Raw genomic sequence first — 23,537 nt, forward strand, 5'->3', positions numbered from 1 at the left:
CGAGTCGACCTCGAAGGTGGCGTGTTGACCTCGGAGCTGATGTGCTGACCCTGCACCGGGCGGCGTTCGTGCTGCCCGACCCCGCCGCCCCGGCTGACCCCGCCGACCCGGCCGACCCCGCCGCTCCGGCCGACCCCGCCGCTCCGGCCCTCCCGGACGGGGCGGTACTGGTGCGCGGCGAGCGGGTGGAGGCGATCGGGCCGTACCCGGAACTGGCGAAGGCCCACCCCGACGCGCGGGTGCGCGACTGGGGCCCGGGCTCGCTGCTCGCGCCCGGGCTGCGCAACCCGTCCGGGCACCGGCTGCTCGAACGCGACTACCACCCCGACCCGCGGGAGGACGCGGGGGTCGAACCGGTCACGGACGGGCTGGCGGGCTGCGCCGACGAGGCGCGGTACGGGGCGAGTGCGCGGCGCGGGCTGCAGCGGATGCTCGGGTTCGGGGTGACGGCGGTGGCCGGGCCGTTCGAGCGGGCCGCGGTGCGGACGGCGGTGACGCGGTCGGGGCTGGCGGTGCTGCCGGGGGTGGCCGGGGTGGCGGGTTCGGCGCGAGCGTTGGACCCGTTGGCGGTGCTGCCGCTCGCGGAGGCCGTCCACGGGCGGGTGTCGGTCGGCGGGCGGGCGGACTTCGCGGTGTTCCCGGTGCTCCCGCCGGGTGCGGGCGACGCGGCGGGGGAGGGGCCTCCCGTGCCGGCGGCGGGCGGGTGCCTGGCCACCGTGCTGGGCGGGCGGCTGGTGTACCGGCGCTGGTGAGGCCCGGCCGTGGTGGGGCTGTTCGGTGCGGGCGGTCGGGTGCGTGCCGTCTGGCGCGGGCCGTCCGGCAGGGGTTTTCGGCCACGGTGTGACGTACTCGTCAGTAGTCGGATTCCCGTGTGGCGTACGGGACTTCCTTCGTGCACACCCGAACTCCTGTGTCCACGCCAGGGGGTGATTCCCCCTTCGCCGTGACCTGAAGGCCCGCCAGCGGATACGATCCCGGACAGCGCTCACTCCGTACCCTCACCACACCACCGTCCGTGCCCGCGGGCGGCGGGGCCACGTCCCCGGCCCCGAAGGCAAGCCAGGACAGGAACCATGCGAACCGCGATCGTTCCCCCGCCGCGCTCCCCGCGGATGGGCCGTGGTTGGTACCTCGCCGCGGTGCTCAGCGCCGTGATGGCCGTCGGCATGTGCCTGCTCGGCTGGCGCCAGGCCGACCAGGCCGACCGCATCGAGGCCCACCCGGTGAGAGTCGAAGGCGTCGTCACCCAGCTCCCGACCGGCGGCGGCAGCTACAGTGCCGTCAGCTACCGGGCCGCCGGACAGCCGCACACCGCCGCCGCGCTGCCGCTCGCGGACGGCACCAGGCTCGGCGACACCATCTGCCTGGAGCACGCCGCCGACGACCCGGGCGCGGTGCGGATCTGCGGCGACACCTACCCGCAGCCGGTCGGCGTCGGACTGGCCCGTTACAGCGTGCCGGTCGCCGTCGTGCTGTTCGTGATCTGCGTGCTGCGCATCCGGCGGCACCGGCGGGCCCTCGCCATCCGCACCCGGCAGGGACGACTGGCCACCAACATCGCGCTGGCGACCGGGGCGCTGGCCGAGGGGATGCCGGCGATAACCCAGGGCAAGCGCTCCCGCCGCCGGCGGCGCGCGGGCGGGCGCCGCGGACCGCGCTGACGGCGGGGCCGGGCTGCGGTGACCGGCGTCGGCCGGTCGAGGTGACCGGCGGGGTCCGGGGGCGCCGAGCGGCGGGGGCCGGTCGGGCAGGCAGGGCGGGCAGGGCAGGCCGGACCGGTCGGCCGGCGGCGCCGTGGCCGGGGTGCGTGGTCGGTGCGCGAACGCCAGGGTGAACAATGGGGGGCGTGACCCGAGCCTCCCTGGACAAGAAGCCGCACGAAGTCGCCGCCATGTTCGACGACGTCGCGGCGAAGTACGACCGCACCAACGACGTGCTCTCCCTCGGCCAGGCCCGCTTCTGGCGCCGCGCCGTGGCCGAGGCGGTCGCCGCCGGACCGGGGGACCTCGTGCTCGACCTCGGGGCCGGCACCGGCACCTCCTCGCTGCCCTTCGTCGAGGCCGGGGCGCAGGTCGTCCCGTGCGACTTCTCGGTCGGCATGCTCGTCGAGGGCAAGCGCCGCCACCCCGAGCTGGCGCTCACCGCCGGCGACGCCACCCGGCTGCCCTTCGCGGACGACACCTTCGACTCGGTGACGATCTCCTTCGCCCTGCGCAACGTCCACGACACCGACGCGGCGCTGCGCGAGATGCACCGGGTCACCAAGCCCGGCGGCAAGCTGGTGATCTGCGAGTTCTCCACCCCGACCTGGACGCCGTTCCGCACGGTCTACACCGAGTACCTGATGCGCGCCCTGCCGCCGGTGGCCACCGCCGTCAGCAGCAACCCCGACGCGTACGTCTACCTCGCCGAGTCCATCCGGGCCTGGCCCGACCAGCCCGCGCTGGCCGGCCGGATGCAGGAGAGCGGCTGGTCCAAGGTCGCCTGGCGGAACCTGACCGGTGGCATCGTCGCGCTGCACCGGGGGTACAAGCCCGCGTAGCGGCTGTGCTGAAAGGCGCCCGTGCGGGTGGGGCGGGGGCGTTTCCGGCGGCGTGAGCGGAACTAGACTGCCGGGGACGAAAGCCGCCGTCCCCCTCCCCCCGCCCCGTCACAGCACCAGGAGTGTGTCCACGTGTCCGAGACCGCAGCCGATCTGACGAAGCCGGAGAGCACGGTCGAGAGCACCGCCGACGTCATCGTGGTGGGCGCGGGTCCGGCCGGCTCCACCACCGCCTACTACCTGGCCCAGGCCGGGCTGGACGTGCTGCTGCTGGAGAAGACCGCCTTCCCGCGCGAGAAGGTCTGCGGCGACGGCCTGACCCCGCGCGCCACCAAGCAGCTGGTCGACATGGGCATCGACGTCTCCACCGAGAACGGCTGGCTGCACAACCGCGGCCTGCGCATCATCGGCGGCGGCGTCCGGCTGGAACTCGACTGGCCCGAGCTGTCCTCCTTCCCCGACTACGGTCTGGTCCGCAAGCGCGCCGACTTCGACGAACTGCTCGCCCGCCAGGCCGAGAAGGCCGGCGCCCGGCTCTACGAGCGGTGCAACGTCAGCGGGCCCGTCCTCGACGACCGCACCGGGCGGATCGTCGGCGTCACCGCCAAGCTCGGCGACGAGAAGCGCCCGGTCACCTTCCGCGCCCCGCTCGTCGTCGCCGCGGACGGCAACTCCACCCGGCTCTCGCTCGCCATGGGCCTGCACCGCCGCGAGGACCGCCCCATGGGCGTCGCCTACCGGACGTACTTCACCTCGCCCCGGCACGACGACGACTACCTGGAGTCCTGGCTGGAGCTCTGGGACACCCGCGGCGGCCAGCGCAAGCTGCTGCCCGGGTACGGGTGGGTCTTCGGGATGGGCGACGGCACCTCCAACGTCGGCCTCGGCATCCTCAACTCCTCGCCCGCCTTCGGCGAACTCGACTGGCGCGAGGTGCTGAAGACCTGGTGCGCCGGCATGCCCGAGGAATGGGGCTACACCCCCGAGAACATGACCGAGCCGATCCGCGGCGCGGCCCTGCCGATGGCCTTCAACCGGCAGCCGCACTACACCCGCGGGCTGCTGCTTGTCGGCGACGCCGGCGGCATGGTCAACCCGTTCAACGGCGAAGGCATCGCCTACGCGATGGAATCCGGACAGCTCGTCGCCGGAGTCATCGTGCAGGCACTCGCCCGGGTGACCGCCACCGGGCGCGAGCGCGCCCTCCACGCCTACCCGCGCGTCCTCAAGGACACCTACGGCGGCTACTACACGCTCGGCCGCGCCTTCGTGAAGCTCATCGGCAACCCGAAGGTCATGCAGCTCGCCGCCCAGCGCGGCCTCACCAACCCGCTGCTGATGCGCTTCACGCTCAAGCTGCTCGCCAACCTCCGCGACCCGCAGGGCGGCGACGTGATGGACCGCGTCATCAACGGCCTCGCGAAGGTCGCGCCGAACTCCTGAGGCATCGTGCCGGGTGCCGGGTGCCGGGTGCTTGGTGGGCGGGCGGTGGGGTGACCGGTGGGCCTCCGGGGATGTCTCCGGGGGCCTGGCCCGCAGGAGCCGCCGGGGACCGGTCGGCCGTCAGGGTGTGCGGGCGGCGGTGTTCCGGGCCTCGCCGTCGTCGGTGACGCCGCTGCCGGTGGTGCTGTCGCCGGTGGTGCTGTCGCCGGTGGCGTCGGCGTCGCGGGAGGCGGCGGAGCGCTGCTCGACGTAGGCGAGGCGCTCGGCGAACACCCGGGACGCGTCCGGGGTGAGCGTCCTGAGCGCGACGAGCGCGGCGAAGACGACGTCGCACAGCTCGTGCTGGACGTCCTCCCAGGTGTGGGTGACGCCCTTGCGCGGGTTCTGACCGGTGGCTCCGATCACGGCCGCGCCGACCTCGCCGACCTCCTCGGAGAGCTTGAGGAGCCGCAGCAGGCGCTCCTCCTGCGGCGACTGCGTGCTCTCCTCGTCGAGCCATGCGACCAGGTGGTCGACGCTCTCCCAGATCCGGCTGTCCATGCGGCGCTGCTCCCGTGCGGTGTGGTCGGTGCGTGCTGCCACCGTACGGGAGCGGCGACGGTCGATCGGGCCCAGCGGGTGGGCGATGGTCCTTCCTTTCCTTCCCTCTCCTTTTCGGTCAGTGGGTGCTGATCTTCACGTGGCGGATGTTCACGGGGAGGTTGGGGAAGCCGTCGCCGGGGTTGTTCTGGTCGTCCTCGCCGCCTGCGGCGATCTTCTGCAGGACGTCCAGCCCCTCCGTCACCCGGCCGAACGGGGTGTAGGCGGGGGAGAGCTTGGTGTCCTTCCAGACGAAGAAGAACTGGCTGCCGTTGGTGTTCGGGCCGGCGTTGGCCATGGCGACCGTTCCGGCCGGGTAGGTCGCGCCGCTCAGGTTCTCGTCCGGGAACGAGTAGCCGGGGCCGCCGCTGCCCGTCCCGGTCGGGTCCCCGCACTGCAGGACGTAGAGCCGCTGGGTGGTGAGGCGATGGCAGTGGCTGCCGTCGAAGTAGTCGTTCTCGGCGAGGAACCGGAAGGAGAACGTGGTGCAGGGCGCCTTGTCGGTCAGCGCCTCGAAGGTGATCCGGCCCTGGCTGGTCCGCAGCGTCGCACGGTACGGCTCCGCGGCCTCCTCGGGATCGAAGACGGGGATGCCCTTGAAGTTGTCGGCCGGCACGGCCGGCGTGTAGGTGCAGGCGGCAGGAGCGGCCGCAGTCCGGGGTGCGTCCGCGACGGCGGTGCCGGTGCTCGCGGTGAGCGGGAGGACGGTGGCGGCGGCGACCAGCGCCCAGTGCTTGCGGTTCACGTGACGGGCCTTCCGTGGGGTGGTGGACGGCTGGGTTGTCATGGAGGCATCATCCACGGCCGGATGCGCGATCGGTAGAGGGCGGGGCGGCTGTTCTCCCTTCGGTCGCCTGGTGTCGATGATTCGTCAGTTGTCTTCTGATTCCTCGGCTTTGGCTGCCAAGTGAGGCTTCGGTCGACAGGTTCGAGGCAGGGCCCGAGTCCGGTCGGGCTGGGGCAGTGTCGGCCCCGGCCCCGGCCCCGACCCCGGCTCGGCCCGGGGTGGAGGCGTGCGGCGGCGGCACTCACCGCCTCGGCAGCCATCCACCCCTCAGAGCAACTCTCCTCGGGCGACGACCGTTCGGCCCGGCCGCCGCCCCGTGCCCCGCCGCTAAGTCCGGCATCCCGGCCGAGAGCGGGGAGACCGCCGCGGCGAACGGTCGGCTCGCTGCCTGACCCTCAGCGAGCCGAGCCGGGCATTGCCCGCGGGCGGGCCGATGCGCGAGGATGGCGCACCCCTGCCCCACGTTCCGCCCTGATCACTGCCGGGCCTCCCGCCCAGCACCTGGGTCCGTCCGACGCCGTACGGTACTCGCGCCCGCCGGTTCCGTCCGCTCGGAGGGTTCTTCCTCATGCGTGCCTCCCTGTCCGTGTTCTCGTCCTCATCGATGCTTCGCGACCTGCCGGTCCTGCTCGTCGCGGTGGTGTGGGGGTCGAGCTTCCTCGCTGTCCAACGGGTGGCAGAGCCGAGGACGGCCGTGGCCATGCTCGTGCTGCGGTTCGGACTGGTGCTTCCCCTGCTCGGAGCGGTCGTGGGGCGCTCGCTGCGAAGGTTGAGCCGCGCCGAGTGGCTCGGCGGCGCCACCCTCGGGCTGGTACTCAGCGGGATTTTCCTGCTGGAGACCTACGGCGCCGTGCACACCTCCGCCACCAACGCGGGGCTCATCATCAGCCTCGCGATGGTCCTCACCCCGCTCGGCGAGAGCGCCCTCGCCCGAACCGCACCACCGCGAGCCTTCCTCGCGGCAGCCGGGCTCGCCGTCGCCGGCGTCGCCCTGCTCACCGCAGACGGCGGGCTGCGCCCTCCCACGCTCGGCGACCTCCTCGTTCTGGGCGCCGCCCTGGTCCGCTCGGCGTACGTCCTCGCCACCGCGCGCACCCGAGCCGTCCGCGACACCGACACGCTCGCCATCACCTGGGTCCAACTCGCTGTCGCCACCTCCGTCTTCGCCGTCGTCGCCCTGTCGGTGGGGCCCTCGCCCTGGGCGGTCGCCCGCTCGTACGGGGCCGGCCAGTGGGCCTGGTTGATGCACCTGTCCTTGTTCTGCACGCTCTTCGCCTTCTTCGTTCAGACGTGGGCCGTCCGGGAGAGCTCGCCGTCCCGGGTGAGCCTGCTGCTCGGTACCGAACCGCTGTGGGCCGCCGTCTTCGGCATCACCATCGCCGGGAACCGGATGGGCCCGCTCGCACTGCTCGGTGGAGCCCTGGTCCTGGTGGCGACGGAGTGGGGCCGCCGCACCGCCCCGGCCCCCGATCGCGAGGAGGCCGCCGAGCCGGTGCCGGAGTCCGTCCCGGCCTGACCCGCCGCCCTCACCCCTCCGGCCCTCGTCACCGCCGTCGAAGGGTGCGGCGCGCGAAGTCGACGGTGACAGCCCCGAGCAGCGGCCCCCACGCGACCAGCGGCAGGTAGGCGAGGGTCATCACCGCGGCGGCGAAGCCCCGGGGGGAGTCCGGCTCCGCCATGTCCTGCGCCCAGCCGCCGAACAGGGCGGACATGCCCAGCCAGGTGAGCACCACCGAGCCCAGGGCGGCCGGGACGATCGCGGCGAGCGGGCGGACCCTCCGGCCGCCGATCAGCGGTATCCACCGCGGCGCCACCTGGCCCCAGGGCCGGACCAGGCCGACGGTCAGGAAGGCGAGCGACTCGGCCACGGCGCTGAGCACGATCACGTAGACGGTGCCCCAGCCGGGCTGGTGCTCGTCGAACGCCGCGCGGGTGGCTCCGGTGAACCCGACCGGAACGCCGAAGCCGAACGCGATCCGCCACACCCCGGAGGGCACGGTGGTCCACAGGGTGGCCCTGGCGGCCAGGTCCGCCCAGCGCGGTGCGGGCGGCACAGCGGTGACGGCCGAGGCCGGCCGGTCGGCGATGCGGGACTTGATCATGATCTTCGACATGGCGGTGAACCCCTCCCCGAACCGGCGCCCTTCGCCGGTTGCGATGGCCCAAGACTGACCGCACTCCAGGGGTTCTCGGCAGTGCCGATCGGGCTGTTCCTCCAGCTCAACGAGCCGATGAAATATGCCGATCGGCACAGGCGTACCGCCTGGGCCGCGTCGTAATGTGACGGCAGTCGAAGCGGTGAACACGTCGAAGGGAGGCGGTGACGATGACTCAGATCCTGTCCGGGGTCGTCCTGGTCCTGCTGCTGCCGGCCTGGGTGGCGCGGCGGCGGTACGGGGTGGCGGCCGTGACCACCGCGCTCGGGGCGGTGTCGGTGGCCGTCACCATCGGTGTCTGGCTCCTCGGCCGCTGGGTCGAGGCGGACCGCTTGGCCGGCCTGCTCGGCCTGGCCGAACTGGCCGCCCTGCTCCTCGCGGTGGTCCTCAGCCTGCGCACCGAGGACGGCCCGCGCTGCGCGGCGGCAGCCTGGACGGCCTGTGGAGCGGTCACGCTCTGGCTGTCCCGCTTCGAGGCGATCGCCGGGCCCGGCGACACCCTCACCCTCTTCGGGTTCGGGTCGATGCTCTCCCTCCCCGCCGTCCTGGTCGGCCTCTACCTGCGCGGTGTGGACGAGGCCCGCAACCGTGCGGTGGCCGATGCCAAGCGGGCCCAGCGCCTCGAACTCGCCCATGACCTGCACGACTTCGTGGCGCACGACGTGAGCGGCATGGTCGCGCAGGCGCAGGCCGGGGCCTACCTGGCCGCGATCGATCCGGCTCGGGCGGTGGAGATGTTCGAGCGGATAGAGCAGGCCGGCCAGCGGGCCCTGGCCTCGCTGGACCGGACGGTGCAGTTGCTGCGCTCCGAGGACGGCGGCGGCCGTGACCCGCAGCCCGGCTTGGCCGAGCTCGTCGGGGTGGCCGAGCAGTTCACCGCAGCGGGTGGCCCCGAAGTCCGGCTGGAGCTGCCGGACCAGCCGATCCCGCGCGAGATGGAGGGCACGGTCCACCGGATCGTCGTCGAGGCTCTGACCAACGTCAGGCGGCACGCTACGACCGCACGCACGGTCGAGATCCAGGCCCGCTGTAGCGGCGGATGGCTGGAGCTGACCGTGACCAACGACGGTGGTGGCCAGGCTTCGGCCCGGCCGCGTCGAGGCGGCGGGAGTGGGCTGCCGGGGCTGACCGCCCGGGTGGAAGCCCTCGGCGGATCACTCGATGCCGGTCCGCACGACCAGGACTCCTGGCGGGTGGCAGCATCGCTGCCCGTGGAGGGAGCCCACCGTGGGCGGGACCGGCCGGCGCAGAAGCAGGGCCAGGCCGTGAGAGGGGAGACGCACGTATGAGCAGCAAGGCAGGGCCGATCCGCATCCTGATCGCCGACGACCAGGCGGATGTCCGCAGCGCGTTCCGCATGGTCCTGGATGCTCAGCCGGACATGACGGTGGTGGCAGAGGTGCCGGACGGTGCGCTCGCGATGCAGGAAGCGAGGCGGCTGAAGCCGGACGTGGTCATCGCGGACATCCGGATGCCGAAGCTCGACGGCCTGGAGGTGACTCGGCAGTTGGAGGGCCAGTGCAAGGTCGTCGTGGTGACGACCTTCGACCTGGACGAGTACGTGCACACGGCCCTGCGGCACGGTGCGGCGGGCTTCCTGCTGAAGCGCTCCGGCCCGGTGCTGCTGATCGAGGCGGTCCGGGCGGCGATGGCCGGGGACGCGTTGATCAGCCCCCAGGTCACGGTGCGGCTGCTGCGGCACATGGCGATCACCGAGCCCGATGTCCGGCCCACGCCCGATGCCGGGCCGTTGATAGCCGGCCCGGTGGAGGAACTGACCACGAGGGAAAGGGAGATTGCTGAGCTGGTGGCCGATGGCGCGACGAACGCCGAGATCGGCGCCGGGCTGTTCATCTCACCAGGGACGGTGAAGAACCACCTCGCCAACGTCCAGCGCAAGCTCGGTGCCCGTAACCGGGTGGGCATCGCAGCCTGGGTGTGGGAGCAGGCGGCCGGTAACCGGTGACCGGCCCCTGGCCCAAAGGGGCGAGGGCGGATTGGAGACAGGGCCCGCAGGAGGGCGACGCGCGGAAGGGTAAGGGAGGCGGGACCAAGGGTGATGGCGGGCCCGGGGATCGGGCCGGGAACTGAGGGCCGCGCGAGAAAGGGTGGTCTGCCCAGAAGAAGGCCGGGCCGGGGGCGAAGGTAGTCCCCCGCCGAAGGGCCGTGGGTGGGCGGGCACGAGGGCGTGCGGGTCCGCGCGAGCGCAGAAGCGCCGAGGCGCGGAGGGGTGGATGCACCGGAGGTGCACGGGAACTGCGCGGGAGCGCAGGCGCGAGCGCGCGGGTAGACAGGCGCGTGGGTGGTGGGTGGGCGGCGGCGGGTGGTGGGTGGTCGCGCGATGCCCCCTGTGCTGGGGCCGGCCGGCCCAGCCTGGGCAAGGCTCGCGCGGGCGGCGGGCGGCGGGCGGCGGGCGGCGGGCGGCGGGCGGCGGGCGGGGGAGGGGGAGGGGAAAGGAAACCCCTGCGCGCGCTCGCGCGCTTGTGAACGAAGGGTCAAGCGCACGTTCCCACCCCCACCACCCCTCAGAGTGAGCCGCCTTATCACGTCAACATGGCTCCCAGAAATTTGCCTACAGCGGAGCATAGTTGATATAGGAGCGCGCCCCCGACCGGCCGCTTCCAAGGAAATTGCGACCGCATGTGATCATTTAGCTCCTCTGTGTTGACACTTCTGGGCATGTCCACCTCCAATCCCCTCATGGGCGTGTCATAGATCACAGAGAAGGCGGTGAACTGCGTGTCGCAGATCACAAGCCAACAGGCATAGGATGCGCTCACTCCAGACCTTGTGAACTGCCTCACATGAGGCGGATCCCGGGAACTGGAGCGCGGGTTCACCTCAGCGTGACCCGCCGGTTCCGATCTGCAGTCAAGGACGACTGGACGGAGGGAGCGGGGGCTATGAATGCCTACGCGCCGATCCTCGTACTCGGTGCCATCGCGGCGGCGTTCGCGGTCGGCTCCGTCGTGATGGCTTCTCTCACCGGCCCCAAGCGTTACAACCGGGCCAAGTTGGAGGCGTACGAGTGCGGCATCGAGCCGACCCCGCAGCCCGTGGGCGGCGGTCGGTTCCCGATCAAGTACTACCTGACGGCGATGCTCTTCATCGTCTTCGACATCGAGATCGTCTTCCTCTACCCCTGGGCGGTGACCTTCGACGCCCTGGGGATCTTCGGGTTGGTCGAGATGCTCCTGTTCATCGCCACCGTCTTCGTCGCCTACGCCTACGTGTGGCGCCGCGGCGGCCTGGAGTGGGACTGAGCGCGGGGCCGGCCGCAGCCCTTGTGAACGAGCGGACAAGCCCGAACGGGCCGACGTACCAGGGCCGGTGAACCGGGCCCGAGAATCCGCGCCCGAGGTACCGGGGCCGGTGAACCAGAGGACTTGAGGGCACTGAGAGGGATCTGATGGGAATCGAGGAGAAGCTGCCGAGCGGCTTTCTGCTCACGACCGTGGAGTCGGTCGCCGGCTGGGTGCGTAAGGCGTCCGTCTTCCCGGCCACCTTCGGTCTGGCCTGCTGCGCGATCGAGATGATGACCACCGGCGCCGGGCGCTACGACCTGGCCCGGTTCGGGATGGAGGTCTTCCGGGCCTCCCCCCGACAGGCCGATCTGATGATCGTGGCGGGCCGGGTGAGTCAGAAGATGGCCCCGGTGCTGCGCCAGGTGTACGACCAGATGCCCAACCCCAAGTGGGTCATCTCGATGGGCGTCTGCGCCTCCTCCGGCGGGATGTTCAACAACTACGCGATCGTGCAGGGCGTCGACCACATCGTCCCGGTGGACATCTACCTGCCCGGCTGCCCGCCCCGCCCGGAGATGCTGATGGACGCCATCCTGAAGCTGCACGACAAGATCCAGCACGAGCCGCTGGGCGTGAACCGCCGCCGTGCCGAGGAGCTCGGTGAGGCCCTCGCGCTGCAGGCCACCCCGATCAGCGAGATGCGGGGGCAGCTGCGATGAACGAGCAGGTACCCGAGACCCGCCGCGAGCACCCGGTCCGCGAGATCCCGGTCGAGGTGGTCGGCCGCCGCCAGGGCATGTTCGGTGCGACGGGCAGTGGCGACACCTCCGGCTTCGGCGGTCTGGCCGCCCCGATCGTGCTGCCCGGTCCGAGCGAACGCCCGTACGGCGGTTGGTTCGACGAGCTCGCCGACGAGCTGGAGGGCGCCCTGGAGGAGCAGGGCCTGAACCCGGCCGAGGTGATCGAGCGGACCGTCGTCGACCGCGGCGAGCTGACCTTCCACATCGACCGCGCCCACCTCCTCAAGACCGTCCGCATCCTGCGCGACGACCCGGCGCTGCGCTTCGAACTGTGCCTGGGCGTCAGCGGCGTGCACTACCCGGGCGACCGGGGCCGCGAGCTGCACGCGGTCTACCACCTGCGCTCGATCACCCACGGCCGGCTGATCCGGCTGGAGGTGACCGCGCCGGACGCCGACCCGCACGTCCCGTCGGTGGTGAGCGTCTACCCGACCAACGACTGGCACGAGCGCGAGGCCTACGACTTCTTCGGCCTGGTCTTCGACGGCCACCCGGCGCTCACCCGGATCATGATGCCGGACGACTGGCTGGGCCATCCGCAGCGCAAGGACTACCCGCTCGGCGGCATCCCCGTCGAGTACAAGGGCGCCCAGATCCCGGCACCCGATCAGCGGAGGTCGTACAGCTGATGAGCACTCAGCACTACGAGAAGGCCGGCGCGGAAGCCGGCGGGGAAGCCGGCGAGGGCGCCCGGGAGACCGAGCAGGCGCAGTCCCGCGAGACCACCGAGGGCCGGGTCTTCACCGTCACCGGCGGCGACTGGGGCGAGGTGGTCGAGGCGGTCGGCCGGGCCGACGACGAGCGCATCGTCGTCAACATGGGCCCCCAGCACCCGTCCACCCACGGCGTGCTGCGGCTGATCCTGGAGATCGACGGCGAGACGGTGAAGGAGGCCCGCTGCGGCATCGGCTACCTCCACACCGGCATCGAGAAGAGCATGGAGTTCCGCAACTGGGTCCAGGGCACCACCTTCGTGACCCGCATGGACTACGTGATCCCGATGTTCAACGAGACCGCCTACTGCCTGGCGGTCGAGAAGCTGCTCGGCATCACGGACGACGTCCCGGCGCGGGCGAGCGTCATCCGCGTGATGATGATGGAGCTCAACCGGATCACCTCCCACCTGGTGTTCCTGGCCACCGGCGGGATGGAGATCGGCTCCACCACCCTGGCGATCTTCGGGTTCCGGGACCGCGAGCTGATCCTGGACGTCTTCGAGCTGGTCACCGGCCTGCGGATGAACCACGCGTACATCCGCCCCGGCGGCCTCGCCCAGGACCTGCCGCCCGGCGCCGTCGACCAGATCCGCGAGGCGGTGAAGCTGCTGCGCTCCCGGCTGCACGAGTACGACAAGCTGGCCGCCGGGAACCCGGTGTTCAAGGCCCGCCTGTGCGACGTCGGCCACCTCGACCTCGCCGGCTGCCTGGCGCTCGGCGCCACCGGCCCGATCCTGCGCGCCACCGGCCTGCCGCACGACCTGCGCAAGACCGACCCCTACTGCGGCTACGAGGACTACGACTTCGAGGTCATGACCACGGACACCGCCGATTCCTACGGCCGGTTCCTGATCCGGCTGAAGGAGATGCGGGAGTCGCTGCGGATCGTCGAGCAGTGCCTGGACCGGCTGCGGCCCGGCCCGGTGATGGTGGCCGACAAGAAGATCGCCTGGCCGGCCCAACTCGCTGTCGGCCCGGACGGCATGGGCAACTCGCTCGACCACATCCGCACGATCATGGGTACCTCGATGGAGGCCCTGATCCACCACTTCAAGCTGGTCACCGAGGGCTTCCGGGTCCCGGTGGGCCAGGCGTACGCGGCGGTCGAGTCGCCCAAGGGCGAGCTGGGCGTGCACGTGGTCAGCGACGGCGGGACGCGCCCGTACCGGGTCCACTTCCGGGACCCGTCGTTCACCAATCTGCAGTCGATGGCGGCGATGTGCGAGGGCGGCCAGGTGGCCGACGTGATCGTCGCGGTGGCCGGGATCGACCCGGTGATGGGAGGCGTGGACCGGTGACCAACGTCGAACTCGGACTGCCGGCGCTGCCGGCCCCGCCGTACCCGGAGGAGGTGCACGCCAGGCTGGCCGCCGACGCCGCCGAGCTGATCGGCCGCTACCCGCAGGCCCGTTCGGCGCTGCTGCCGCTGCTGCACCTGGTGCAGGCCGAGGAGGGCTTCGTCAGCGCGACCGGGATCCGGTTCTGCGCCGAGCAACTGGACCTCACCACGGCGGAGGTGACCGCCGTCGCCACCTTCTACACCATGTACCGGCGGCGCCCGGCCGGGACGTACCACGTCGGGGTGTGCACCAACACGCTGTGCGCGGTGCTCGGCGGCGACCGGATCTTCGAGGAGCTCCAGCAGCACCTGGGCATCCGCAACAACGAGACCACCGAGGACGGCACGGTCTCGATCGAGCACATCGAGTGCAACGCGGCCTGCGACTACGCCCCCGTGGTGATGGTCAACTGGGAGTTCTTCGACGACCAGACCCCGCAGAGCGCCCGGCAGCTGGTGGACGACCTGCGGGCCGGCCGCGAGGTGCGGCCCACCCGGGGCGCGCGGCTGTGCGGCTTCAAGGAGACGGCCCGCATCCTGGCCGGCTTCCCGGACGAGCGCCCGGGCGCCAACGACGAGTCCGGCGCCGGCGGCGCCCCCTCGCTGGCCGGCCTGCGGCTGGCCCGCGGCGAGGCCCTGCCCGGCACCCCCGGCACCAAGGTGGTCGCCCCGCGCCCGGAACCGGCCCGCCCCGATGCGGACCGCCCGGAACCGGCCCGCCCCGATGCGGACCGCCCGCAACCGGCCCGCCACGAACCGGCCCGCCCCGACCCGGCCCGCCCCGAAGCGGGTCGGCTCGAGGAGCCCGGCCAGGAAGGGACCGAAGCGTGATGACCGCCGCCGAGCCGGCCGAGAAGCTGCTCACCCCCGTCCTGTCCGCCTCCTGGGACGACGCCCACCCCTGGACGCTCGCCACCTACCGCCGCCACCAGGGCTACCAGGGCCTGAAGGCGGCCCTGGCCATGCCGCCGGACGACGTGATCGCCCTGGTCAAGGACTCCGGCCTGCGCGGCCGCGGCGGCGCAGGCTTCCCCACCGGGATGAAGTGGCAGTTCATCCCGCAGAACGACGGCAAGCCGCACTACCTGGTGGTGAACGCGGACGAGTCCGAGCCGGGCACCTGCAAGGACATCCCGCTGCTGTTCGCCAACCCGCACGCGCTGATCGAGGGCATGATCATCGCCTCCTACGCGATCCGCTGCGACCACGCCTTCGTCTACCTGCGCGGCGAGGTCGTCCCGGTGCTGCGCCGCCTGCACGCGGCCGTCGCCGAGGCGTACGCGGCGGGGCTGCTGGGCCGGGACATCCTCGGCTCGGGCATCGACCTGGACATCACCGTGCACGCCGGTGCCGGCGCGTACATCTGCGGCGAGGAGACGGCGCTGCTGGACTCGCTGGAGGGGCGCCGCGGCCAGCCGAGGCTGCGCCCGCCGTTCCCGGCGATCGCCGGCCTGTACGCCTGCCCGACGGTGGTGAACAACGTCGAGTCGATCGCCTCGGTGCCGCCGATCCTGGCCCGCGGCAAGGAGTGGTTCAAGGGTCTGGGCACCGAGAAGTCCCCGGGCTTCACGCTGTACTCGCTGTCCGGCCACGTCACCAACCCGGGCCAGTACGAGGCGCCGCTGGGCATCACGCTGCGCCAGCTGCTGGACCTGAGCGGCGGCGTCCGGGCCGGGCACCGGCTGAAGTTCTGGACTCCGGGCGGTTCCTCGACGCCGATGTTCACCGAGGAGCACCTGGACGTCCCGCTGGACTACGAGGGCGTCGGCGCGGCCGGCTCGATGCTGGGCACGAAGGCGCTGCAGGTGTTCGACGAGACCACCTGCGTGGTGCGCGCGGTGACCCGCTGGACGGAGTTCTACGCCCACGAGTCCTGCGGCAAGTGCACGCCGTGCCGGGAGGGCACCTACTGGCTGGTCCAGCTGCTGAAGCGGATCGAGGCGGGCGAGGGCGTCGAGGGGGACCTGGAGAAGCTCCTCGACATCGCCGACAACATCAACGGCAAGTCCTTCTGCGCGCTGGGCGACGGCGCGGCGAGCCCGATCGTCTCCTCGCTCCAGCACTTCCGGGCCGAGTACGAGCAGCACCTGGCCGAGCGCCGCTGCCCGTTCGACCCGGCCGCCTCCACCGTCTGGGCCGACGGCCCCCGCCCCGGCCACCCGTCCGCCACCGAGAGGGAGGTGCACGCGTGACGATCACGGAGCCGACCGCCGCGAACGCGGTCGAACTGGTCACGCTCACCATCGACGGCGTCGAAGTGCAGGTCCCGAAGGGGACGTTGGTGATCCGGGCCGCCGAGGCGATCGGCACCCAGATCCCGCGCTTCTGCGACCACCCGCTGCTCGACCCGGCCGGCGCCTGCCGGCAGTGCATCGTCGAGATCGAGGGCCAGCGCAAGCCGGTCGCCTCGTGCACGATCCCGGTCGCCGAGGGCATGGTGGTGCGCACCCAGCTGAGTTCGCCGGTGGCGGAGAAGGCGCAGCGCGGTGTGATGGAGCTGCTGCTGATCAACCACCCGCTGGACTGCCCGGTGTGCGACAAGGGCGGCGAGTGCCCGTTGCAGAACCAGGCGATGTCGACGGGCGGCGCGGATTCCCGGTTCGACGGCATGAAGCGGACGTACGCGAAGCCGCTGCCGATCTCCAGCCAGGTGCTGCTGGACCGGGAGCGCTGCGTGCTGTGTGCGCGCTGCACGCGTTTCTCGCAGCAGATCGCGGGTGACCCGTTCATCGACCTGGTGGAGCGCGGGGCGCTGCAGCAGGTCGGCACCGGGGAGGGGGACGACTTCGAGTCGTACTTCTCGGGGAACACGATCCAGATCTGCCCGGTGGGGGCGTTGACGTCGGCGGCGTACCGGTTCCGGTCGCGCCCGTTCGACCTGGTGTCCTCGCCGAGCGTGTGCGAGCACTGTTCGGCGGGGTGTGCGCAGCGTACGGACCACCGGCGGGGGAAGGTGTTGCGGCGGCTGGCGGGTGAGGACCCGGCGGTGAACGAGGAGTGGAACTGCGACAAGGGCCGGTTCGCGTTCCGGTACGCGCAGCAGCGGGACCGGTTGACGTCGCCGCTGGTGCGCGACGAGGGCGGCGCGTTGGTGCCGGCGTCGTGGCCGGAGGCGCTGGCGCGGGCCGCGGAGGGTCTGCGCGGGGCGCGGGCCGGGGTGCTGGCGGGCGGCCGGGTGACGGTGGAGGACGCGTACGCGTACGGGAAGTTCGCGCGGGTGGTGCTGGGCACCAATGACGTGGATTTCCGGGCCCGCCCGCACAGTGGTGAGGAGGCGGATTTCCTGGCGGCGGCGGTGGCCGGTCGCGGGGTGGACGTGGACGGCTCCGGGCCGACGTACGAGCGGCTGGAGCAGGCGCCGGCGGTGCTGTTGGCGGGTCTGGAGCCGGAGGAGGAGTCGCCGATCGTCTTCCTGCGCTTGCGCAAGGCGGTTCGCGGTCACGGCCAGAGGGTGTTCTCGGTGGCGGCGTTGGCGTCGCGGGGGCTGGCGAAGTTGCGTGGTGCGCTGTTGCCGGCGGCGCCGGGGACGGAGCCGGAGTGGTTCGCGGCGTTGGCGGCGGACGAGCCGTTGAACGACGACGCGGGCCGGGCGGCGGAGCTGTTGCGGGCGCCGGGTGCGGTGATCCTGGCGGGCGAGCGGTTGGCGGCGGTGCCGGGTGCGTTGACGGCGCTGTTGCGGTTGGCGCACGCGACGGGTGCGGCGTTGGCGTGGGTGCCGCGCCGGGCGGGTGAGCGCGGGGCGGTGGAGGCGGGCGCGTTGCCGTCGTTGCTGCCGGGCGGCCGTCCGGTGGCGGTGTCGGCGGCGCGGGCGGAGGCGGCGGCGGCCTGGGGGGTGGCGGAGTTGCCGTCGCGGCCGGGCCGGGACGCGGGGCAGATGCTGACGGCGGCGGCGCGGGGTGATCTGGACGCGCTGCTGGTGGGCGGGGTGGATCCGGGTGATCTGCCGGATCCGGCGCTGGTGGCGGAGGCGTTGGCGGCGGTGCCGTTCGTGGTGTCGCTGGAGTTGCGTCCGTCGGAGGTGACGGCGCGGGCGGACGTGGTGTTGCCGGTGGCGGCGGTGGCGGAGAAGGCCGGGACGTTCCTGGACTGGGAGGGCCGGGTGCGGATGTTCGAGGCCGCGTTGAAGCCGGACCAGTTGATGGGTCGTCATCTGCAGTCGGATCTGCGGGTGCTGGACATGCTGGCGGATGCGCTGGGTCACCGGTTGGGTCTGCCGGATGTGCGGGCGGCGCGGCTGGAGCTGGACCGTTTCGCCCCGTGGGAGGGTGACCGGGCGGCGGATCCGGCGGCGCATCCGGGTCTGTTGCCGCGTCCGGCCACCGGGCAGGCGGTGTTGGCGGGTTGGCGGCTGCTGCTGGACGAGGGGTCGCTGCAGGAGGGTGATCCGCAGCTGGCGGGGACGCGGCACCGGGCGGTGGCGCGGTTGTCCGCGGTGACGGCGGCGGAGGTCGGCGCGGTGCCGGGTGGTCTGGTGCGGCTGACGGGCCCGGCGGGTTCGTTGACGCTGCCGTGGGAGGTGGCGGAGGCGTTGCCGGAGCGGACGGTGTGGATTCCGCTGAATTCGACGCCGGGTGGCGCGTACCGCGCGCTCGGGACGACGGTCGGCCATCTGGTGACGATCGCGGCGGCGGGCGCCGAGCCGGCCGGGACGCAGGCGAAGGCGCAGGTGCAGGAGCCGGCGCATGGGCAGGGGCAGGGGCAGGGCCTGCCGGGAGAACAGCCACCGGAGCGGCCGCAGGGGCGGGCCGACGCCGAGGGGGAGGTCCGATGACTCCGCAGCCGTACGAGACGCTTCACTTCTTCGGCCACGACCCGTGGTGGATGGTGCTGCTGAAGGCGGTGTTCTGCTTCGCGTTCCTGCTGGTGACGGTGCTGGTCACGATCATCGAGGAGCGCAAGGTGCTGGCCTGGATGCAGTTGCGCATCGGGCCGAACCGGAACGGGCCGTGGGGCCTGCTGCAGTCGCTGGCGGACGGTGTGAAGCTGGCGCTGAAGGAAGACCTGGTGGTCAAGGGCGCGGACAAGGTGGTCTACGTCCTGGCCCCGATCGTGGCGGCGATCCCGGCGTTCATGGCGTTCGCGGTGATCCCGTTCGGCCCGGCGGGCGACGAGGTGTCGATCTTCGGTACCCGGACGCCGCTGCAGCTGACGGACTTCCCGGTGGCGCTGCTGTACATCCTGGCGACGGCCTCGGTGGGCATCTACGGGATCGTGCTGGCGGGCTGGTCGTCGGGTTCGACGTACCCGCTGCTGGGCGGGCTGCGTTCGACGGCGCAGATGATCAGCTACGAGATCGCGATGGGTCTGTCGTTCGCCGCGGTGTTCATCCACTCGGGGTCGATGTCGACCTCGGAGATCGTGGCGCACCAGCAGCCGACGTGGTTCGCGGCGCTGCTGCCGGTGTCGTTCATCGTGTACGTGATCGCGATGGTGGGTGAGACGAACCGGGCGCCGTTCGACCTTCCGGAGGCCGAGGGCGAGTTGGTGGGCGGGTTCAACACCGAGTACTCGTCGCTGAAGTTCGCGATGTTCATGCTGGCCGAGTACGTGAACATGGTGACGGTGTCGGCGGTGGCGTCGACGCTGTTCCTCGGTGGCTGGCGGGCGCCGTGGCCGGTGTCGGTGTTCTGGGAGGGCGCGAACCACGGCTGGTGGCCGATGCTCTGGTTCACGGTGAAGATCCATCTGCTGCTGATCTTCTTCATCTGGCTGCGGGCCACGCTGCCCCGGTTCCGCTACGACCAGTTCATGAAGCTGGGCTGGAAGGTGCTGATCCCGGTCTCGCTGGTGTGGCTGGTGCTGATCGCGAGCGTGCGGGCGCTGCGCAACGAGGGGTACGGCTTCGGCGAGGTGGTGCTGTACGTGGGCGCCCCGGTCGGGGTGGTGCTGCTGTTGGCGCTGCTGCGGGACTTCCTGCGCAAGCAGCCGGAGCCCGAGGCGCCGCCCGCGGGAGCCGGGGGGGAGTTCGATCCGATGGCCGGGGGCTACCCGGTGCCGCCGATGCCGGGCCAGGTGCTGCCGCCGGTGCCGCGCAGGCGGAGCCGTGCCCCGAAGCAACTGCAGGACGCGCTCAACGGCGCCGACCATCCCGAAGGGAGCTGATCCGAGATGTCGTCCGACCAGACGGAGCGGGCCGACCGGCCCGACCGGCCGTCGCTGCTCGGCCCGGCCGCCGGCTTCGGCGTGACCTTCCAGGCCATGTTCAAGAAGCGGCTGACCGAGCAGTACCCGGAGCAGAAGAAGCCGACCGCTCCGCGCTTCCACGGCCGCCACCAGCTGAACCGGCATCCGGACGGCCTGGAGAAGTGCGTGGGCTGCGAGTTGTGCGCCTGGGCGTGCCCGGCGGACGCGATCTACGTGGAGGGCGCGGACAACCGGGACGAGGAGCGGTACTCGCCGGGTGAGCGCTACGGCGCGGTGTACCAGATCAACTACGCCCGCTGCATCCTGTGCGGGTTGTGCATCGAGGCCTGTCCGACGCGGGCGCTGACGATGACGAACGAGTACGAGCTCGCGGACTCCTCCCGCCGGGACCTGATCTTTACCAAGGAGCAGCTGCTGGTGGGCCTGTCGGAGGGCATGGTGGACACCCCGCACGCGATCTTCCCGGGTGCCGACGAGGGCGCGTACTACCGGGGCGAGGTCACCGGGGCGGCGCCGGGCACGGTCCGTCAGGAGCGCACCGACCGGGAGCAGGAGGTGCAGGGGTGATCACGCAGTTCGCAGCGGCGGGCGGGACGACCTCGACGGGTGAGGCCGTCCAGTTCTGGGTGCTCGCGGTGGTCGCGGTGGGTGGTGCGCTGGGCATGCTGCTGATGCGCAAGGCGGTGCACAGCGCGCTGTGCCTGGCGGCGACGATGCTGGCGCTGGCGGTCTGCTACATGGCGCAGGGCGCGGTGTTCCTGGGCGTGGTGCAGATCGTGGTGTACACCGGCGCGATCATGATGCTGTTCCTGTTCGTGGTGATGCTGGTCGGTGTGACCAGCGAGGATTCGCTGAAGGAGCAGTTGAAGGGCCAGCGCTTCGCGGCGGCGCTGTGCGGGCTGGGGTTCGGCGTGCTGCTGGTGGCGGGGATCGCGAACGCGAAGCTGGACCACTTCACCGGTTTGTCGGAGGCGAACGCCGAGGGCAACGTGCCGGGTCTGGCCCGGCTGATCTTCACCCGGTACGTGTGGGCGTTCGAGGTGACGGGTGCGCTGCTGATCACGGCGGCGATCGGTGCGATGGTGCTGACGCACCGGGAGCACGTGAAGGCGCCGAAGACGCAGCGGGAGCTGGCGGCGCAGCGGGTGCGGGACAACCTGCAGGTGCCGCCGTTGCCGGCGCCGGGCGTGTACGCGCGGCACAACGCGGTGGACGTGCCGGGGCTGCTGCCGGACGGGACGCCGGCGGAGCTGTCGGTGAACGCGACGCTGCGCGAGCGCGGCCAGGTCCGGGACGTGAGCGAGGAGATGCGGCGCCGGATGGCGGAGTTGGAGAACTCGACGGCGGACTGGCTGGGCCGGGCGTCCTCGGAGCGGCCGGTGGTGGCGGCTGCGCGCAAGTCACTGGAGCCGGCCGCGGCCGGCAACGGGGCCGGTGTCACCAACGGCGCCGCCAACGGCGTCGGGAACGGCGCCGCCAACGGCATCGGGAACGGCGCAGGGAACGGCGCAGGGAACGGTACCGGCGGCGGCCGGCCGGGCGAGGAGGGCGAGCGGTGAATCCGGTCAACTACCTGTACCTGGCGGCCCTGTTGTTCACCATCGGCGCTGCCGGTGTGCTGGTGCGGCGCAACGCGATCGTGCTGTTCATGTGCGTGGAGCTGATGCTGAACGCGTCGAACCTGGCGCTGGTGACGTTCTCGCGGCTGCACGGGACGCTGGACGGGCAGGTCATCGCGTTCTTCACGATGGTGGTCGCGGCGGCCGAGGTCGTGGTCGGCCTCGCCATCATCGTGTCCATCTTCCGGACCAGGCACTCCGCTTCGGTCGACGACAGCAATCTGATGAAGCTGTAGGCGGAGGGCCTTCGGTGAACTCTCTCATTCCGCTGCTGGTGGCGGCTCCACTGGCCGGCGCCGCCCTGCTGCTGCTCGGCGGCCGGGCGCTGGACCGGTTCGGTCACTGGCTTGCCACGGCGCTCGCGGCGCTCTCGTTCGGCTTCGGCCTGGCGTTGTTCTCGGACATGCTGGGCCGGGAGGCCGATCACCGGGCGGTGACGAAGCACCTGTTCAGCTGGGTTCCGGTGAACGGCTTCCAGGCCGATGTCGCGTTCCGGCTCGACCAGTTGTCGATGACCTTCGTGCTGCTGATCACCGGGGTCGGCACGCTGATCCACCTGTACTCGGTGGGCTACATGGCGCACGACGAGCGCCGGCGCCGCTTCTTCGCGTACCTGAACCTGTTCCTGGCGGCCATGCTGCTACTGGTGATCGCGGACAACTACCTGCTGCTGTATGTCGGTTGGGAGGGTGTGGGGCTGGCCTCGTACCTGCTGATCGGCTTCTGGCAGCACAAGCCGAGTGCGGCGACGGCGGCGAAGAAGGCCTTCATCGTCAACCGGGTCGGCGACCTGGGCCTGTCGATCGCGATCATGCTGATGTTCGCCGAGTTCGGGTCCTTCGCATTCACCCCGGTCTTCGACGGGGCGCACCTGGCGAGCGAGGGCAAGCTGACGGCGATCGGCCTGATGCTGCTGCTGGCGGCGTGCGGCAAGTCGGCGCAGGTGCCGCTGCAGTCCTGGCTCGGGGACGCGATGGAGGGCCCGACCCCGGTCTCGGCCCTGATCCACGCGGCGACCATGGTGACCGCCGGGGTGTACCTGATCACCCGGTCCTCGGCCGTGTTCGACCTGGCGCCGGACGCGCAGACCGCCGTGGTGGTGGTCGGCGCGGTGACGCTGCTGTTCGGTGCGGTCGTCGGTTGCGCGAAGGACGACATCAAGAAGGCGCTGGCCGGTTCGACGATGTCGCAGATCGGCTACATGGTGCTGGCGGCCGGGCTCGGCCCGATCGGCTACGTCTTCGCGATCATGCACCTGGTGACGCACGGTTTCTTCAAGGCCGGGCTGTTCCTCGGCGCCGGGTCGGTCATGCACGGCATGAACGACGAGGTGAACATGCGTCACTACGGCGGCCTGTGGCGGCACATGAAGGTCACCTTCGTCACCTTCGGCCTCGGCTACCTGGCGATCATCGGCTTCCCGGGCCTGTCCGGGTACTTCTCCAAGGACAAGATCATCGAGGCGGCGTTCGCCAAGGGCGGCACCGAGGGCTGGATCCTGGGCCTGTGCGCGCTGCTCGGCGCGGCCGTCACCGCGTTCTACATGACCCGGGTGATGGTGCTGACCTTCTTCGGCGAGAAGCGCTGGCAGCCGGACGAGGAGGGCAACCTCCCGCACCCGCACGAGTCGCCGCGGACCATGACGGTCCCGATGGTCCTGCTGTCGGTCGGCTCGGTCTTCGCGGGCGGGCTGTTCGCCTTCGACGACTCCTTCCTGAAGTGGCTGGAACCGGTCACCAGGTACAGCGAGGGCGATTCGCCGCTCGGCACCTGGACGGTCACCGCTCTGACGACGGTCTGCATGCTGGCCGGTGTCGGCCTGGCCTACCTGATGTACTGGCGTTCGCCGGTGCCGGTGGTTCCGCCGGTCGGCTCCCCGCTGACCCGGGCGGCCCGGCGCGACCTGCTGCAGGACGACGTCAACCACGCCGTGCTGGTGCGGCCGGGCTCGGCGCTCACCGCGACCCTGGTCTGGTTCGACAGCCGGGGCCTGGACGGCTTCGTCAACGGCCTGGCCGCCACCATCGGCGGCCTGTCCGGGCGGCTGCGCCGGGTCCAGAACGGCTTCGTCCGCTCGTACGCGCTCTCCATGTTCGGCGGCACGCTGGTGCTGGTCGCCTCGACTCTCCTGATGAGGTCCGTGTGATGGACAACGAATCCACAACTC

At 71.8% G+C, this 23,537-nt stretch carries 20 protein-coding genes and 2 pseudogenes; 19 read left to right on the top strand and 3 right to left on the bottom strand.

What is annotated here, in order from left to right; genetic code table 11:
* Window positions 1-41: 41 nt before the first annotated feature.
* From ACPC54_RS10935 to ACPC54_RS10950, 4 genes and pseudogenes are all read left to right on the top strand, one after another.
* Window positions 42-752 carry an imidazolonepropionase-like domain-containing protein gene (locus ACPC54_RS10935; RefSeq protein WP_498963540.1) on the top strand — a complete coding sequence of 237 codons (711 nt, stop codon included), beginning with the start codon at window positions 42-44 and terminating at the stop codon, window positions 750-752.
* A gap of 321 nt (window positions 753-1,073) precedes the next feature.
* Entirely contained in the window at window positions 1,074-1,661 is a 588-nt protein-coding gene (locus ACPC54_RS10940; RefSeq protein WP_498963542.1) for a hypothetical protein, read from the top strand.
* A gap of 185 nt (window positions 1,662-1,846) precedes the next feature.
* Complete coding sequence (locus tag ACPC54_RS10945; protein ID WP_498963544.1) at window positions 1,847-2,542, top strand: demethylmenaquinone methyltransferase; 696 nt, start codon at window positions 1,847-1,849, stop codon at window positions 2,540-2,542.
* A gap of 96 nt (window positions 2,543-2,638) precedes the next feature.
* Window positions 2,639-3,985, top strand: a pseudogene (locus ACPC54_RS10950) (geranylgeranyl reductase family protein); the annotation flags it as partial.
* A gap of 120 nt (window positions 3,986-4,105) precedes the next feature.
* On the opposite strand, the gene ACPC54_RS10955 reads toward ACPC54_RS10950, so the two are convergent.
* Both ACPC54_RS10955 and ACPC54_RS10960 read right to left on the bottom strand, forming a co-directional pair.
* Window positions 4,106-4,567 (bottom strand): MazG-like family protein, encoded by a 462-nt coding sequence (locus ACPC54_RS10955; RefSeq protein ID WP_498963546.1) that lies wholly within the window; start codon window positions 4,565-4,567, stop codon window positions 4,106-4,108.
* Window positions 4,568-4,643: 76 nt separating this feature from the next.
* Window positions 4,644-5,351: a peptidylprolyl isomerase gene (locus tag ACPC54_RS10960; RefSeq protein ID WP_498963548.1), complete on the bottom strand. Its 708-nt coding sequence runs from the start codon at window positions 5,349-5,351 to the stop codon at window positions 4,644-4,646.
* A gap of 604 nt (window positions 5,352-5,955) precedes the next feature.
* Between ACPC54_RS10960 and ACPC54_RS10965 the strand changes: the two genes are divergently transcribed.
* Window positions 5,956-6,867, top strand: coding sequence for a DMT family transporter (locus ACPC54_RS10965; protein ID WP_498963550.1), 912 nt, complete (start codon window positions 5,956-5,958; stop codon window positions 6,865-6,867).
* A 28-nt stretch (window positions 6,868-6,895) separates the two neighbouring features.
* On the opposite strand, the gene ACPC54_RS10970 is transcribed toward ACPC54_RS10965, so the two are convergent.
* Window positions 6,896-7,465, bottom strand: a complete 570-nt coding sequence (locus ACPC54_RS10970) for a hypothetical protein (RefSeq protein ID WP_498963552.1) — start codon at window positions 7,463-7,465, stop codon at window positions 6,896-6,898.
* Between the two features lie 212 nt (window positions 7,466-7,677).
* Between ACPC54_RS10970 and ACPC54_RS10975 the strand changes: the two genes are divergently transcribed.
* The 14 genes and pseudogenes from ACPC54_RS10975 (at window position 7,678) to nuoL (ending at window position 23,516) form a co-directional block, all read left to right on the top strand.
* A complete protein-coding gene (locus tag ACPC54_RS10975) occupies window positions 7,678-8,796 on the top strand; it encodes a sensor histidine kinase (RefSeq protein WP_498963554.1) in 1,119 nt (372 codons plus the stop codon).
* Window positions 8,793-9,473: a response regulator gene (locus ACPC54_RS10980; protein WP_498963556.1), complete on the top strand. Its 681-nt coding sequence runs from the start codon at window positions 8,793-8,795 to the stop codon at window positions 9,471-9,473. Before ACPC54_RS10975 ends, ACPC54_RS10980 begins: the two co-directional genes overlap by 4 nt.
* A gap of 937 nt (window positions 9,474-10,410) precedes the next feature.
* Window positions 10,411-10,770: an NADH-quinone oxidoreductase subunit A gene (locus tag ACPC54_RS10985; RefSeq protein ID WP_030060100.1), complete on the top strand. Its 360-nt coding sequence runs from the start codon at window positions 10,411-10,413 to the stop codon at window positions 10,768-10,770.
* Window positions 10,771-10,916: 146 nt separating this feature from the next.
* A complete protein-coding gene (locus ACPC54_RS10990; protein ID WP_045703631.1) occupies window positions 10,917-11,471 on the top strand; it encodes a NuoB/complex I 20 kDa subunit family protein in 555 nt (184 codons plus the stop codon).
* Entirely contained in the window at window positions 11,468-12,181 is a 714-nt protein-coding gene (locus ACPC54_RS10995) for an NADH-quinone oxidoreductase subunit C (protein WP_498963559.1), read from the top strand. The genes ACPC54_RS10990 and ACPC54_RS10995 overlap by 4 nt, the downstream gene beginning before the upstream one ends.
* Window positions 12,181-13,566, top strand: coding sequence for an NADH-quinone oxidoreductase subunit D (locus tag ACPC54_RS11000; protein ID WP_498963561.1), 1,386 nt, complete (start codon window positions 12,181-12,183; stop codon window positions 13,564-13,566). The genes ACPC54_RS10995 and ACPC54_RS11000 overlap by 1 nt, the downstream gene beginning before the upstream one ends.
* Window positions 13,563-14,438 (top strand): NADH-quinone oxidoreductase subunit NuoE, encoded by an 876-nt coding sequence (gene nuoE, locus ACPC54_RS11005; protein ID WP_498963563.1) that lies wholly within the window; start codon window positions 13,563-13,565, stop codon window positions 14,436-14,438. The genes ACPC54_RS11000 and nuoE overlap by 4 nt, the downstream gene beginning before the upstream one ends.
* Window positions 14,438-15,799 carry an NADH-quinone oxidoreductase subunit NuoF gene (nuoF, locus tag ACPC54_RS11010; protein ID WP_498963565.1) on the top strand — a complete coding sequence of 454 codons (1,362 nt, stop codon included), beginning with the start codon at window positions 14,438-14,440 and terminating at the stop codon, window positions 15,797-15,799. The genes nuoE and nuoF overlap by 1 nt, the downstream gene beginning before the upstream one ends.
* Window positions 15,796-18,237: pseudogene (locus tag ACPC54_RS11015) on the top strand (NADH-quinone oxidoreductase subunit G); the annotation flags it as partial. The gene nuoF and the pseudogene ACPC54_RS11015, both read left to right, overlap by 4 nt.
* A gap of 137 nt (window positions 18,238-18,374) precedes the next feature.
* Entirely contained in the window at window positions 18,375-19,709 is a 1,335-nt protein-coding gene (gene nuoH / locus ACPC54_RS11020) for an NADH-quinone oxidoreductase subunit NuoH (RefSeq protein ID WP_498963567.1), read from the top strand.
* A gap of 6 nt (window positions 19,710-19,715) precedes the next feature.
* Complete coding sequence (gene nuoI, locus ACPC54_RS11025; RefSeq protein ID WP_498963569.1) at window positions 19,716-20,318, top strand: NADH-quinone oxidoreductase subunit NuoI; 603 nt, start codon at window positions 19,716-19,718, stop codon at window positions 20,316-20,318.
* On the top strand, window positions 20,318-21,310 hold the full coding sequence (locus ACPC54_RS11030) for an NADH-quinone oxidoreductase subunit J (protein WP_498963842.1): 993 nt from the start codon (window positions 20,318-20,320) through the stop codon (window positions 21,308-21,310). Before nuoI ends, ACPC54_RS11030 begins: the two co-directional genes overlap by 1 nt.
* Window positions 21,307-21,606, top strand: a complete 300-nt coding sequence (gene nuoK, locus ACPC54_RS11035) for an NADH-quinone oxidoreductase subunit NuoK (RefSeq protein ID WP_045703619.1) — start codon at window positions 21,307-21,309, stop codon at window positions 21,604-21,606. The genes ACPC54_RS11030 and nuoK overlap by 4 nt, the downstream gene beginning before the upstream one ends.
* A gap of 14 nt (window positions 21,607-21,620) precedes the next feature.
* Complete coding sequence (gene nuoL / locus ACPC54_RS11040; RefSeq protein ID WP_498963571.1) at window positions 21,621-23,516, top strand: NADH-quinone oxidoreductase subunit L; 1,896 nt, start codon at window positions 21,621-21,623, stop codon at window positions 23,514-23,516.
* The last annotated feature ends 21 nt before the right edge of the window (window positions 23,517-23,537 follow it).

The organism is Kitasatospora sp. NPDC094028 (assembly GCF_049543595.1).
Classification (GTDB): Bacteria; Actinomycetota; Actinomycetes; order Streptomycetales; family Streptomycetaceae; genus Kitasatospora.

Coding starts and splice junctions, on each gene's coding strand:
- ACPC54_RS10990 (WP_045703631.1), top strand. CDS start 10,917: ATGGGAATCGAGGAGAAGCTGCCGAGCGGCTTTCTGCTCACGACCGTG.
- ACPC54_RS10940 (WP_498963542.1), top strand. CDS start 1,074: ATGCGAACCGCGATCGTTCCCCCGCCGCGCTCCCCGCGGATGGGCCGT.
- ACPC54_RS10995 (WP_498963559.1), top strand. CDS start 11,468: ATGAACGAGCAGGTACCCGAGACCCGCCGCGAGCACCCGGTCCGCGAG.
- ACPC54_RS10980 (WP_498963556.1), top strand. CDS start 8,793: ATGAGCAGCAAGGCAGGGCCGATCCGCATCCTGATCGCCGACGACCAG.
- nuoI (WP_498963569.1), top strand. CDS start 19,716: ATGTCGTCCGACCAGACGGAGCGGGCCGACCGGCCCGACCGGCCGTCG.
- ACPC54_RS10970 (WP_498963552.1), bottom strand. CDS start 7,465: ATGTCGAAGATCATGATCAAGTCCCGCATCGCCGACCGGCCGGCCTCG.
- nuoH (WP_498963567.1), top strand. CDS start 18,375: ATGACTCCGCAGCCGTACGAGACGCTTCACTTCTTCGGCCACGACCCG.
- ACPC54_RS11000 (WP_498963561.1), top strand. CDS start 12,181: ATGAGCACTCAGCACTACGAGAAGGCCGGCGCGGAAGCCGGCGGGGAA.
- ACPC54_RS10985 (WP_030060100.1), top strand. CDS start 10,411: ATGAATGCCTACGCGCCGATCCTCGTACTCGGTGCCATCGCGGCGGCG.
- ACPC54_RS10960 (WP_498963548.1), bottom strand. CDS start 5,351: ATGACAACCCAGCCGTCCACCACCCCACGGAAGGCCCGTCACGTGAAC.
- nuoF (WP_498963565.1), top strand. CDS start 14,438: ATGACCGCCGCCGAGCCGGCCGAGAAGCTGCTCACCCCCGTCCTGTCC.
- ACPC54_RS10965 (WP_498963550.1), top strand. CDS start 5,956: ATGCTTCGCGACCTGCCGGTCCTGCTCGTCGCGGTGGTGTGGGGGTCG.
- ACPC54_RS10975 (WP_498963554.1), top strand. CDS start 7,678: ATGACTCAGATCCTGTCCGGGGTCGTCCTGGTCCTGCTGCTGCCGGCC.